Source organism: Pseudoxanthomonas sp. JC1303 (genome assembly GCF_058448525.1).
In genome coordinates this window covers 1,300,181-1,312,912 of sequence record NZ_CP185958.1, presented here as the reverse complement: position 1 = coordinate 1,312,912, position 12,732 = coordinate 1,300,181, and the positions used below count along the sequence as shown (strand labels likewise).

General features: G+C 68.3%; 12 protein-coding genes. 6 read left to right on the top strand and 6 right to left on the bottom strand.

Translation table 11 applies throughout. The features are described from left to right. Positions 1-35: 35 nt before the first annotated feature. The 4 genes from ACORQU_RS05865 to ACORQU_RS05850 all read right to left on the bottom strand — a co-directional run bounded on the left by ACORQU_RS05865 (position 36) and on the right by ACORQU_RS05850 (position 2,186). Positions 36-461 (bottom strand): organic hydroperoxide resistance protein, encoded by a 426-nt coding sequence (locus ACORQU_RS05865; RefSeq protein WP_271648289.1) that lies wholly within the window; start codon positions 459-461, stop codon positions 36-38. Positions 462-537: 76 nt separating this feature from the next. Beyond that, on the bottom strand, positions 538-1,002 hold the full coding sequence (locus tag ACORQU_RS05860) for a MarR family winged helix-turn-helix transcriptional regulator (protein WP_491643891.1): 465 nt from the start codon (positions 1,000-1,002) through the stop codon (positions 538-540). 56 nt (positions 1,003-1,058) lie between these two features. After that, positions 1,059-1,538 carry a tRNA (cytidine(34)-2'-O)-methyltransferase gene (locus tag ACORQU_RS05855; protein ID WP_491643890.1) on the bottom strand — a complete coding sequence of 160 codons (480 nt, stop codon included), beginning with the start codon at positions 1,536-1,538 and terminating at the stop codon, positions 1,059-1,061. A 165-nt stretch (positions 1,539-1,703) separates the two neighbouring features. Further along, positions 1,704-2,186, bottom strand: coding sequence for a hypothetical protein (locus tag ACORQU_RS05850; protein WP_491643889.1), 483 nt, complete (start codon positions 2,184-2,186; stop codon positions 1,704-1,706). A gap of 445 nt (positions 2,187-2,631) precedes the next feature. Between ACORQU_RS05850 and ACORQU_RS05845 the strand changes: the two genes are divergently transcribed. The 3 genes from ACORQU_RS05845 to ACORQU_RS05835 all read left to right on the top strand — a co-directional run bounded on the left by ACORQU_RS05845 (position 2,632) and on the right by ACORQU_RS05835 (position 7,198). Beyond that, positions 2,632-5,502, top strand: a complete 2,871-nt coding sequence (locus ACORQU_RS05845; protein WP_491643888.1) for a M16 family metallopeptidase — start codon at positions 2,632-2,634, stop codon at positions 5,500-5,502. Between the two features lie 215 nt (positions 5,503-5,717). Beyond that, positions 5,718-6,029 (top strand): DUF4156 domain-containing protein, encoded by a 312-nt coding sequence (locus tag ACORQU_RS05840; protein ID WP_271648294.1) that lies wholly within the window; start codon positions 5,718-5,720, stop codon positions 6,027-6,029. 152 nt (positions 6,030-6,181) lie between these two features. Next, positions 6,182-7,198, top strand: a complete 1,017-nt coding sequence (locus tag ACORQU_RS05835) for a 3-oxoacyl-ACP synthase III (RefSeq protein WP_271648295.1) — start codon at positions 6,182-6,184, stop codon at positions 7,196-7,198. 257 nt (positions 7,199-7,455) lie between these two features. Here the strand turns inward: ACORQU_RS05835 and ACORQU_RS05830 are convergent, their stop codons facing one another. Then, positions 7,456-8,196: a UPF0149 family protein gene (locus tag ACORQU_RS05830; RefSeq protein WP_491643887.1), complete on the bottom strand. Its 741-nt coding sequence runs from the start codon at positions 8,194-8,196 to the stop codon at positions 7,456-7,458. 156 nt (positions 8,197-8,352) lie between these two features. Between ACORQU_RS05830 and ACORQU_RS05825 the strand changes: the two genes are divergently transcribed. Then, positions 8,353-9,282, top strand: coding sequence for an alpha/beta fold hydrolase (locus tag ACORQU_RS05825; RefSeq protein ID WP_491643886.1), 930 nt, complete (start codon positions 8,353-8,355; stop codon positions 9,280-9,282). 187 nt (positions 9,283-9,469) lie between these two features. On the opposite strand, the gene ACORQU_RS05820 is transcribed toward ACORQU_RS05825, so the two are convergent. Next, positions 9,470-9,916 carry a YkgJ family cysteine cluster protein gene (locus tag ACORQU_RS05820; protein ID WP_491643885.1) on the bottom strand — a complete coding sequence of 149 codons (447 nt, stop codon included), beginning with the start codon at positions 9,914-9,916 and terminating at the stop codon, positions 9,470-9,472. Between the two features lie 124 nt (positions 9,917-10,040). On the opposite strand from ACORQU_RS05820, the gene oleC reads away from it, so the two are divergent. Beyond that, on the top strand, positions 10,041-11,702 hold the full coding sequence (gene oleC / locus ACORQU_RS05815) for an olefin beta-lactone synthetase (protein ID WP_491643884.1): 1,662 nt from the start codon (positions 10,041-10,043) through the stop codon (positions 11,700-11,702). Next, positions 11,699-12,697 carry a 2-alkyl-3-oxoalkanoate reductase gene (gene oleD, locus ACORQU_RS05810; protein ID WP_491643883.1) on the top strand — a complete coding sequence of 333 codons (999 nt, stop codon included), beginning with the start codon at positions 11,699-11,701 and terminating at the stop codon, positions 12,695-12,697. The genes oleC and oleD overlap by 4 nt, the downstream gene beginning before the upstream one ends. Positions 12,698-12,732 lie beyond the last annotated feature (35 nt).

Below are 12,732 nucleotides of genomic sequence, written 5' to 3'. Positions count from 1 at the left end.
GCCGTCTCTGTCTTTCGCAATGTGCAGCGCCTGGATCAGACCAGGGTCAACACCACGTCCACGTTGCCGCGGGTGGCGTTGGAGTACGGGCAGACCTGGTGGGCGGTGTCGACCAGCTTCTGCGCCACTTCGCGCTCCATGCCCGGCAGCTCGATCTTCAGTTCGACGGCGATGGCAAACGCGCTGCCGGCCGGGCCGATGCCGACGTGGCTTTCGATGGCGACGTCGTCGGGCACCTTGATCTTCTCGCGCGCGCCCACCGCCTTCATGGCGCCGATGAAACAGGCCGCGTAGCCGATGGCGAACAGTTGCTCGGGGTTGGTGCCCGGGCCGCCGGCGCCGCCGAGTTCCTTCGGCGTGGACAGCTGCAGGTCCAGCGGACCCTCGGGGGTGATGCCGCGGCCTTCGCGGCCGCCCTTGGCGATGGCGGTGGCGGTGTAGAGGATCTTGTCGGGTTGCATGATTAACTCCTTGGTTGTATGCGATTGAATCGCGTGCGATTTGATGGGTGGAGCGAGGGAACGGGGTGGGGGTGAATCAGGGAGCGGGAGCGGCGCGACCAAGCTTGTCGCGCAGGTCTTCGAGCTGGGCCTTGAGCTGTACCAACTGGTCCGGGCTGCAATCCATGGCGCAGAACAGGCCTTCCGGGACTGCCTGCGCCTGGGTGCGCAAGGCGCGACCGGCGTCGGTCAGGTGGATCTCGACCTGGCGTTCGTCCTGCACGGCGCGGGTGCGGGTCAGCAGGCCGGCGGCCTGCAGGCGCTTGAGCAGCGGTGTCAGCGTGGCCGAGTCCAGGAATAGCTTCTCGCCGATGGCCGACACCGTCTGGCCATCGCGCTCCCACAGCACCAGCATCACCAGATACTGCGGATAGGTCAGGCCCAGCTCGGCCAGCAGGCCACGGTAGGTGCGGCTGAGCGCGAGGTTGGCCGAATACAGCGCAAAGCACAGCTGGTTGTCCAGCTGCAGCAAATCGCGGGTCGGGAGGTCCTGAGAGGCCATGGCGCGTAACTTATATCGCACGCGATTCAATTGCAAGCTATGTTGTGTGCAGGCGTTCAGCTTCCGCCAATGAAGCCCTGCTGGCGCCAGGCTTCGAACACCATGATCGCCACGGTGTTGGACAGGTTGAGGCTGCGGTTGTCCGGCCGCATCGGCAGGCGCAGGCGCTGTTCGTCCGGGACCGATTCGAGCACCTCGGCCGGTAGGCCGCGGGTCTCCGGGCCGAACAGGAATGCATCGCCCGGGCCGTACGCGACCGCGTCGTAGCGATGGCGTCCGCGGGTACTCAGGCAGAACAGGCGGCGTGGGGCGATGACCGCCAATGCCGCCGGCAGGTCGTCGTGCACCTGCAGGGCGGCGTACTCGTGGTAATCCAGCCCGGCGCGCTTGAGCTGGCGATCTTCGAGAGCGAAACCGAGCGGGCGGATCAGGTGCAGGCGCGCGCCGGTGTTGGCGCACAGCCGGATCACGTTGCCCGTGTTGGGCGGGATCTCGGGCTGGTAGAGCAGGACATCGAGCTGGAACGGGGCACTCATGCGGTGCGCACAACGGTTGCAGCGATGGCGGAACTGAAGCGTTGAATCGACATCGGGGTCACAGGTCGGAAAAGCGACCTGCGCAAGTCTAGAGGCTGGTGGCCTCCTTCACGGCAGGCGGGCGCGGCGCAGGGGGTGGCGCACGTCGTGCCCGCACTGCGGCGATCAGCGGGTGGCGACCTCGCGGGCGATGCTGCCGGCGCGAGCGATCTGGCTGTCGATCTGGCGGGTGCCGGCCTGCACGGCGCGGGCCTCGATATCGGCGACCTGGCCAGCCTGATGGGCCAGGTAATAGGCCAGATCGTCGGCCGCCGGGCGCACGGTCACCGCCGCCAGGGTCACCACGCGCTGGGCGCCGTGGGCCGCGTGGTAGTAGGCCAGGTCGGCCATGTCGGGGTGCACCGTCACCGCCGGCAGGTCGACGACGCGCTGGCTGCCAGTGGCTTCGAAATAAGCGAGGTCGGCCGGATCCGGGCGGACGCTGACGGTCGGCAGGTCGACGATGGCCGGAGCCGAGGTGCTCGCCGCGAGGGTGCTGGCGGTGCCGAGGGTCGGCTGCGAGTCGGCGCGCTGGGACAGGACCATCGAGCCGGCGCACACGGCGAACAGGGTGGCGGCGGTCAGCGGCAGCAGGACGTTGGTGTTCATGGTTGCTCTCCTATCGGTGTAGTTGCGTGGTGTGGTAGTAAGGTAGAACACCTAACCAGCAAGATCAAGCTGGGATTGAAGAAATCCCTCGTGCATTCATTTAATGTTCAGCAAATGGACTGGGCTGGCTGGGTGCGGGTTTATTGAAGCAGGCAGCGTGCCAATCACATCCTTTTGTTTTTGTTGGACTTCTTCTGAGTTGGCCGGCTGTCCGGTGTCCGCTTCGGTGTCCGCGAACACCTCGTCCGATGCGGCGTCCGCCCGCAGGGTTTGAATCGAGCGACGCGCGCCGCGGTGCTGGGCGGCGGCTTGGGATGGCTGACGGTCGTGACATCCATGGCTTAAGGCCTAGTGAAATCGCCGTCGCCGCGGCCTAGCATCGTTGGCCGATTCCCCCGTTCCGCAGGCGTCGTCTCGTCGCGGGCTTATATAGACAAGGAGTTCCATGCGCATTTCGACGCGTCCCCAGATCCGCCTGCTTTCCCTGGCCCTGTCCACCGCCCTGTTGGGGGGCGTGACCGCCACGGCGGGCGCCCAGGCGCCGACCGCCGCCACCGCGCCGGCCAAGGTCGACATCCCCTACGAGCAGTTCACCCTGCCCAACGGCCTGCGCGTGATCGTGCATACCGACCGCAAGGCGCCGATCGTGGCGGTGAACCTCTGGTACCACGTGGGCAGCAAGGACGAGCCGGCCGGGCGCAGTGGCTTTGCGCATCTGTTCGAACACCTGATGTTCAACGGCAGCGAGAACGCGCCGGGCGAGTATTTCGCCCCGTTCGAGCAGGCCGGTGCCACCGACATGAACGGCACCACCAATTCGGACCGCACCAACTACTTCGAGAACGTGCCGACCACCGCGCTGGACATGGCGCTTTGGATGGAGTCCGACCGCATGGGCCACCTGGTCGGCGCGATCGACCAGAAGACGCTCGATGAGCAGCGCGGCGTGGTCCAGAACGAAAAGCGCCAGGGCGAGAACCAGCCCTATGGCCAGCTGCGCGAAGTCGTCGCGCACACCATGTATCCGGACGGCCACCCGTACCACCACACCACGATCGGCTCGATGAACGATCTCAACGCCGCCTCGCTGGATGACGTCAAGCGTTGGTTCAAGACCTGGTACGGGCCTAACAACACCGTGCTGGTGCTGGCCGGCGACATCGACCTGGCCACGGCCAAGGAGAAGGTCGCCAAGTACTTCGGCGACATCCCCGCCACCCCGACGATGGCCCAGCCCAAGGTCGACCTGGCCGTCCTCAAGCAGTCCGGGCGCACCGTGCTGGAAGACAAGGTCCCGCAGGTGATGATCCAGCGCATCTGGAACACCCCGCAGGCCGGCACCCGCGACTCTGACTTGCTGGACCTGGTGTCCGACGTGCTGGGCGGCAGCGCCAGCTCGCGCCTGGACGCGCGCGTGGTCCACCAGGACCAGCTGGCCGACAGCATCGGCACGGCCAGCTACAGCCAGCAGCTCAGCGGCACGTTCTTCATCCGCACCATGGTCAAGCAGGGCGTGGACGAGGCGAAGGTGGAGTCGGTGATCGATGAGGAACTGCAGCGCCTGATCACAGAAGGTCCCACCGAGGAGGAGCTGGAGCGCGCAAAGACCAACTACCGTTCCGGCTTCATTCGCGGGATCGAGCGGATCGGCGGCTTCGGCGGCAAGGCCGACGCGCTGGCGTCGTGCGCGACCTTCACCGGTGACCCGGGCTGTTTCCGCGAATCGCTGGCCAACGTGCAGTCGGCCACGCGTGAGCAGGTGCGCGAGGTGGCCGCCAAGTGGCTGGGCAAGCCGAGCCACACCTTCGTGGTCGAACCGGGCGAGCGCAAGGCGCTGGACGAGGCGGATACGGTGAAGGCCGCGCCGCTGCCGTTGCCCAAGCCCGATCCGAAGTACACCACCGAGGCCACCGGCGTGGACCGCAGCAAGGGCGTGCCCAAGGTGACGAGCTTCCCGGACCTGAAGTTCCCGGCACTGCAGCACGCCACGCTGAAGAACGGCAGCACCGTGGTCCTGGCCGAGCGCCACGACATCCCGGTGGTCAACATCAGCTACGAGTTCGACGGCGGATATGCCAGCGATGCCGGTGGCAAGCTGGGCACGGCCGGCTTTGCCAACGCGATGCTCGACGAGGGCGCCGGCGACCTGGGCTCGCTGGCGTTCAAGTCGCGCGCCGAGGAACTGGGCGCCAAGCTGGGCGCCGACGCCTCGCTGGACGGCGCCAGCGCTTCGGTCTCGGCACTGAAGGAGAATCTGGACGCCTCGATCGGCCTGTTCTCGACCATGCTGCGTGACCCGCGCTTCGACCAGTCCGAGATCGACCGGGTCAAGGCCCAGTGGATCGCCGGCATCGCCCAGGAAAAGGCGCGTCCGCAGACTGCGGCCCTGCGCGTGCTGCCGCCGCTGCTCTATGGCGACGCCCATCCTTACGGCATCCCGTTCACCGGCAGCGGCACGGCCGAGGCGATCAACTCCATCGACCGCAACGACCTGCTCAACTATCAGCAGCAGTGGCTGCGCCCGGAGAAGGCCACGGTCATCGTGGTCGGCGACACCACGCTGGGCCAGATCGTGCCGATGCTGGACAAGTATTTCGGTGACTGGAAGGGCACCGGCACGGCCAAGGCCGGGGTGGCGATCCCGGAGGTCAAGCGCCCGGCCAAGCCGCGCGTGTTCCTGATCGACCAGCCCGGTGCGGTGCAGGCCAACATCTATGCTGGCGAGCTGATGCCCTCCACCAAGGATTCTGGTGCGGTGAAGCTGGAGATGAGCAACGAGGTGCTGGGCGGCTCGTTCACCTCGCGCATGAACATGAACCTGCGCGAGGACAAGCACTGGTCCTACGGGGCCCGCACCGTCCTGGTCGGCGCGCTGGGCCAGCGCCCGTTCCTCTCCGTGGCTCCGGTGCAGATCGACAAGACCGCCGAGTCGGTGGCCGAGATGCAGCGTGAGATCGCCGACTACACCACCGGCAAGGCACCGGCCACCGCGGCTGAAGTCGACAAGGTGGTGGCCAACGAGCTGCGCAGCCAGCCCGGTGCCTATGAAACCGCCTCGGCGGTGATGGGCACCATCGGCAGCATCGTGCGTTACGGGCGCCCGGACAACTGGGTGCAGGTGCGCAACGCACAGGTCGAGGCCTTCACGCCGGAACAGGCCAACGCCGCAGCCAAGGGCATCGACCCCAACGCGCTGACCTGGGTGATCGTGGGCGACCTGTCCAAGATCGAGGCGCCGGTGCGCGCGCTGAAGCTGGGGCAGGTCAGCGTCATCGACGCCGACGGCCATCCGGTGACCAAGACGCCGGCCAAGTAAGCCGACGGTTGGTGTGATCCGAAAGCCCCGGCCCGCCGCGTGCGGGCCGGGGTTTTTGCGTGTTGGTGGGAGTCGCCATGGCGGCGATGTCGCGCTTCCGCCGAGGCCTGATCGCGGCCGTGCGGCTCCCACCCCACCGGCCTTGTCTTCCCCATTCATCCTGGGTCCGGCACCATGCAGGCCTTCCTTACGTCCTGCCTTCGACCGGAGCCTCCATGCGCCTGATCGTCCTGACCGCCGCTCTGCTGCCCGTCCTGTCCGCCTGTACCTGGGTGGAGCTGACCCCGCAGGGCCAGGCGATCAAGGTCCTGCCGGCCGGCACGCCCAGCAGTTGCCCCAAGCTGGGCGAGGTGTCGGTCTCGGTGAAGGACAAGATCGCCTTCTACGACCGCAACCAGCTCAAGGTGCGCGACGAACTGGAAACCCTGGCCCGCAACGAGGCTTTGAGCCTGCAGGCCGATACCATCCAGCCGCTGACCCCGCCCACCGATGGCGAGCAGCGCTTCGCGGCCTACCGTTGCCGCTGAAACGTGACGGAGCCCCGCGAACGCACGTTGCGCGCCCGTAGCGCGACGTAGCCGGCGCCTGCGCAGACGTTGCGCATTGCGTCAAAGATGCGTGAACCCCCGGAACCGGCTACCCTTGGCGCCCCTTCGCCTCCAGCCTGGGCACCCGTCCAATGCTTTTCGAGAACGTCTCCATCGCGGGACTGGCGCACGTCGATGCGCCGCACACGCTGACCTCCAAGGAAATCAACGCCCGTCTGCAGCCGACCTTCGACCGGCTGGGCATCCGGACCGACGTGCTCAACGATGTCGCCGGCGTGCACGCCCGTCGCCTGTGGGACGACGAGACCCAGGCCTCCGATGCCGCGACGATGGCCGCCCGCAAGGCGCTGGCCGATGCCGGTATCGGCGCCGAGCGCGTGGGCCTGCTGATCAACACCTCGGTCAGCCGCGACTTCCTGGAGCCGTCCACCGCCTCGATCGTGTCGGGCAACCTGGGCGTGGGCGACCACTGCATGGCCTTCGACGTGGCCAATGCCTGCCTGGCGTTCATCAATGGCATGGACATCGCCGCGCGCATGATCGAGCGCGGCGAGATCGAATACGCGCTGGTCGTCGATGGCGAGACCGCCAACCTGGTCTACGAAAAGACCCTGGAGCGCATGACCGCTCCGGGCGTGACCGAGGCGCAGTTCCGTGACGAACTGGCCGCCCTGACCCTGGGCTGCGGCTCGGTGGCCATGGTGATGGCGCGCCGCGAGCTGGTGCCCGACGCACCGGTCTACAAGGGCGGCGTGACCCGCTCGGCGACCGAGTGGAACAAGCTGTGCCGCGGCAACCTGGACCGCATGGTCACCGACACCAAGATGCTGCTGATCGAGGGCATGAAGCTGGCCCAGAAGACCTTCGTGGCCGCACGCCAGGCGCTGGGCTGGGCGGTGGACGAGATCGACCAGTTCATCATCCACCAGGTCAGCCAGCCGCACACCGCCGCCTTCATCAAGGCCTTCGGCATCGACCCGAAGAAGGTCATGACCATCTTCGGCGAGCACGGCAACATCGGCCCGGCCTCGGTGCCGATCGTGCTGAGCAAGCTCAAGGAGCTGGGCCGCCTGAAGAAGGGCGACCGCATCGCCCTGCTGGGCATCGGCTCGGGCCTGAACTGCACGATGGCCGAAGTGGTGTGGTGATGCGCTGAGCGCACCGCTCTTAATCAGGAAAGGGCCGGCTCGTCCGGCCCTTGTCGTGTGTGTGGCGTCGCTGCCCGACGGAGGGCGGTCGAGGCCGAAGGCGCGCAAGGCATGCCAGTGAAGAGGCGACGTCGAGCCGAACGTCGCGCCCTTCTGTGAGGCTTATCTGCGGCGGCGCATAACGTCGCGGCTGCAGGTCTTCAGACGGGCCAGCTCCAAAGCCTGATCCCGGCCATCGCCTGCGCCTAGCGCGCTGCTCAGTTCGCCCCGCAGCACTTCTTGTATTTCCTCCCGCTGCCGCAGGAGCACAGGTCGTTGCGGCCGGGCGCGGCGTCGCGGCGGACCGGCTCGCGCGGGGTCTGGGCGTCCACGCGGTGGTGGTTGAGGTCGGCCAGCATGGACGGGATGCCGGAGATGATTTCCAGGCGCTCGCGGTAGCTGACCGGCGTGCCCTCGGCGGTCGGGTCGTCGGGGTTGATCGTCTCGCCACTGGCCAGGCGGTCGAGGTAGTCGAACAGTTCCTCGATCCAGTCGTTGTCATCCAGCCATTGGTCCCATTCGGCCTCGCGCAGCTCCACGGCAGTGAAGAAGCCCAGCGCCCAGTCGCCGCCGACATCGAGTTCGTCCTCGCGCAGCGCGTCCTCGCCGGTCAGCTCCGGGTCCTCGGGCAGCCACATCAAGGGCGCCAGGTGGTCGGGCAGGCTGTCGCCATCGTGGCGGACGCGGGCGGTGCACATGTTCCAGTGGCCCAGCAGCAGCTGCTGCACCTGCGCGGCTTCCTCGGGGCTGTCCCAGCGCGGCGCCTTGCCACCCCAGACCACCGGCTCCCATTCGCTGGGCGGGACCTGCGAGGGCGATACCGCGAGCGCCGACAGGAACCCGTCCAGCGCCTCCAGGTTGAAGCCCTTGAACGGCACCGCGCGTCGATCCAGCAGGTCGGACAGGCGCTCGATCTGCTGATCGTCGAGATGGGAGGGAGGCGTGGGCGAGGCAGACATGGCATTCGGCAGCGGGGAGTTGCCTACATGGTAGTCCCTGCGATGCGGTCGCACTCTGCCGGTGCGTCAACGATCCAGGAGCGGGGGCGTCCCGCCCGGCCGCGCAAACCAGTGCCCTACAATGCGCGCCCGTCCGCCATTCCCTGACGCCGCCTGATGCAGCTGCCCGGTTATCCCTTCACCCCCAAGCGCTTCGAGGTGCGGCCGGGCGTGTCCATGTCCTACCTGGACGAAGGCCCGCGCGATGGCGAGGTCGTGGTGATGCTGCACGGCAATCCGTCCTGGAGCTATTACTGGCGCAAGCTCGTCGCCGGGCTGTCGGACTGCTACCGCTGCATCGTGCCCGACCACGTGGGCATGGGGTTTTCCGACAAGCCGGACGACGGCGGCGGGCTCTCGCATCCGCATGGCAGGGGCGCGCCGGCCTACGACTACACCCTGCAATCGCGCGTGGATGACCTGCAGGCGCTGCTGCGCCACGCCGGCATCGACGATGCCACGCCGGTGACGCTGGCGGTGCACGACTGGGGCGGGATGATCGGTTTCGGCTGGGCGCTGACCCACGCCGCCCAGGTCAAGCGCCTGGTGATCACCAACACCGCAGCCTTTCCGCTGCCGGCGGCCAAGGCGATGCCGTGGCAGATCGCGCTGGGCCGCGATTCGCTGTTCGGCAGCTTCATCATCCGCGCCTTCAACGCCTTCTCCGGCGGTGCCTCGTACCTGGGGATCGAGCACAAGCTACCGGCCGACGTGCGCCACGCCTATGTGGCGCCGTACGACAGCTGGGCCAACCGGATCTCCACGGTGCGCTTCATGCAGGACATCCCGCTCTCGGCGGCCGACCGCGCCTGGCCGCTGCTGGAGGCCGCCGGCAAGGCCCTGCCGTCCTTCGCCGACCGCCCGGCCTTCATTGGCTGGGGGCTGAAGGACTTCGTGTTCGACCGGCATTTCCTGGCGGGCTTCCGCCAGGCCCTGCCGCAGGTGCAGGTCACCGCGTTCGACGATGCCGGGCACTACGTGCTGGAGGACAAGGCCGCCGAACTGGTGCCGGCGATCCGCGCGTTCCTGGACGCCCACCCGCTGTAGGACGCGTCGCGCGGAGCTTGGCTCCGCTGCTTTTTGGGCGGTCGCGCAGCGGAGCGAGCTCCGCGCTATAAGTTCTTCGGTATCCGTCCAGCGGAGCAAGCTCCGCGCGACGTGTGCGTTGCGCGATGGGGACAAGTGGCCCTGCACGGGGAATTCCCGTGGCCCCTGCAGCAGGACATCGGCTCCCTCAGGCCACGCGCAGCGGGCGCGGGCGCTCGGGATCGTCGTCGTGGTCGTGATCGATGCCCGGGTCATCGTTGGCCGGGCCGTCGTCGCGGTTGGGCACGGGCACCGCCGGCCAGTCCGCGGGGGATAGGGCCGCCATCCCGTGGGCGATGCGCGCTTTGTCGCATTGCGGGCTGGCGACGCCGTATTCCCAGGAGGCATCCACTTCGCGGCACACGCTGGGGCGGTTGGCGTGGATGGAGCAACGCGAATAGGTCCCGATCTGCGCATCCAGGGCCACGCAGCGGATCGGCGCGGCGTAGGTCCCGCGCATGCACAGGCGATGCGCATCCAGCGGCTCGGACATCGTCGCCGGGACCCCGCCGGGAGTGACGCTGTCCGACTCGAGCCAGTGGAAGGCGACGCGGTACTGGGTGCAGCAGGCGCCGCAGGTCAGGCAGGGATGCATGGCGATGTCCACCGGGCGGAGCGCGGCGCTTAGGAAGAGCGGGAATGCCGCGGATTCTGCCCGAATCCGGCGGCCGCGCAATGGGGCCTCCATCCCGGCGCCATCCAGCGGCGATAATGGCCCGATGACTGGCCCCTGCAACATCGCCGCCCGCCTGCCGGAGCTGGCCCGCGAACGTCCCGACCAGGTCGCCCTGCGCTGTCCTGGCCGGCATGGCGACTACGCCATCGCGCTGACCTATGCGCAGCTGGATGCGCGCAGCGACGCCATTGCCGCTGGCCTGGCCAGGCACGGCATCGGTCGCGGCACGCGCACGGTGGTGATGGTGCGGCCCTCGCCCGAGTTCTTCCTGCTGATGTTCGCCCTGTTCAAGGCCGGCGCAGTGCCGGTGCTGGTCGACCCGGGCATCGACCGGCGCGCGCTGAAGCAATGCCTGGACGAAGCGCAGCCGGAAGCGTTCATCGGCATCCCGCTGGCGCAGGTGGCGCGGCTGGCGCTGGGTTGGGCGCGCAGTGCGAAGAAGCTCGTCACCGCCGGCCCCAAGCTGGGCTGGGGCGGGGTGACCCTGGCCCGGGTCGAGCGTGACGGCGCCGGTGCGGGCCCGCAGCTGGCGGCGACCGATGGCGAGGACGTGGCCGGCATCCTGTTCACCAGCGGCTCGACCGGCGTGCCCAAGGGCGTGGTCTACCGGCATCGCCATTTCGTCGGTCAGGTCGACCTGCTGCGCAATGCCTTCGGCATGACGCCGGGTGGGGTGGATCTGCCGACCTTTCCACCGTTCGCCCTGTTCGATCCCGCGCTGGGGCTGACCAGCGTGATCCCGGACATGGATCCCACGCGCCCGGCCAAGGCCGACCCGGTCAAGCTGCATGCGGCCATCGCGCGCTTCGGGGTGACCCAGCTGTTCGGCTCGCCGGCGCTGATGCGGGTGCTGGCCAAATACGGCAAGCCGCTGCCCACGGTCAAGCGGGTGACCTCGGCCGGTGCGCCGGTGCCGCCGCAGATCGTGGAGCGGATCCGCGCGCTGCTGCCCGCCGACGCCCAGTTCTGGACCCCGTATGGCGCCACCGAATGCCTGCCGGTCGCGGTGATCGAGGGCCGTGAGCTGGTCGCCACCCGCGCGGCGACCGAGGCCGGCGCTGGCACCTGCGTCGGCCGCGCGGTGGCGCCCAACGTGGTGCGCATCATCGCCATCGACGATGCGCCGATCCCCGACTGGTCCGGCGTGCAAGAGGTCGCCGCAGGCACCGTCGGCGAAATCACCGTGGCCGGGCCGACCGCCACCGACAGCTACTTCAACCGCGAGGCGGCCACGCGGGCCGCCAAGATCCGCGAGACGCTGCCCGACGGCAGCACGCGTGTGGTGCACCGCATGGGCGACGTGGGTTATTTCGACGCCGAGGGTCGGCTGTGGTTCTGCGGACGCAAGACCCAGCGGGTGGAAACGGTGCATGGCCCGATGTACACCGAGCAGGTCGAGCCGATCTTCAATGCGCTCAAGCACGTCGCACGCAGCGCGCTGGTGGGTGTCGGTGCGCCAGGACGCCAGGTGCCCGTGCTGTGTTACGAGCTTGGTGCCGAGGCCTGGCAGCATGAGGAAATCGATGGCCCGCCGGTGGTCAGTCGCGAACAGCTGCGCGCGGCCGCCACCGCGCACGCACACACCGCGTCGATCGAGCATTTCCTGCCGCATCCGGGGTTTCCCGTCGATATCCGCCACAACGCCAAGATCGGCCGCGAGCAGTTGGCTCGCTGGGCCGCCGAACAGGGAGTCCCCACCGCATGAAGCTATTGGTCACCGGAGGCGGGGGATTCCTCGGCCAGGCGTTGTGTCGCGGGTTGGTCGAACGCGGGCATGAGGTCATCAGTTTTCAGCGAGGGGATTACCCGGCGCTGGCGGCGATGGGTGTGGGCCAGATCCGCGGCGACCTGGCCGACCTCCATGCCATCACCCATGCCGTGGCTGGCGTCGATGCGGTCTTCCACAACGCGGCCAAGGCCGGGGCGTGGGGCAGCTATGCCAGCTATCACCGCGCCAATGTCGTGGGCACCGACAACGTCATCGCCGCCTGTCGGGCCAATGGCGTGAGCAGGCTGGTCTATACCTCCACGCCCAGCGTGACCCATCGGGCCACTCATCCGGTGGAGGGGCTGGGCGCCGACGCGGTGCCTTACGGACAGGATTTCCAGGCGCCCTATGCGGCGACCAAGGCGATCGCCGAGCAGCAGGTCCTGGCGGCCAACGATGCGGACCTGGCGACCATCGCCCTGCGCCCACGCCTGATCTGGGGGCCGGGCGATCACCAGATCCTGCCGCGGCTGGTCGCGCGCGCGCGCAGCGGGCGGCTGCGGATCGTCGGCGATGGCATGAACAAGGTCGACACCACCTACATCGACAACGCCGCGCAGGCGCATTTCGATGCCTTCGACCACCTGGCCCCGGGCGCGGTCTGCGCCGGCAAGGCCTATTTCATCTCCAATGGCGAGCCCTGGCCGATGCGCGAGGTGTTGAACGCGCTTCTGGCCGCCACCGGCACGCCGCCGGTGGACAAGACGCTGTCGTTCAAGACCGCCTACCGCGTCGGCGCGGCCTGCGAGACGCTGTGGAAGCTGCTGCCGCTCAAGGGCGAGCCGCCGCTGACGCGCTTTTTGGCCGAACAGCTGTGCACTCCGCACTGGTACAGCATGGAGCCGGCGCAGCGCGACTTCGGCTATGTGCCGCGCGTGTCGATGCGCGAAGGCATGGCGCGCCTGAAAGCCGCGTGGAGGGAAGGCGGCTGATTCCTCACGCCGCACGCATGCCGATGGCGGGATGG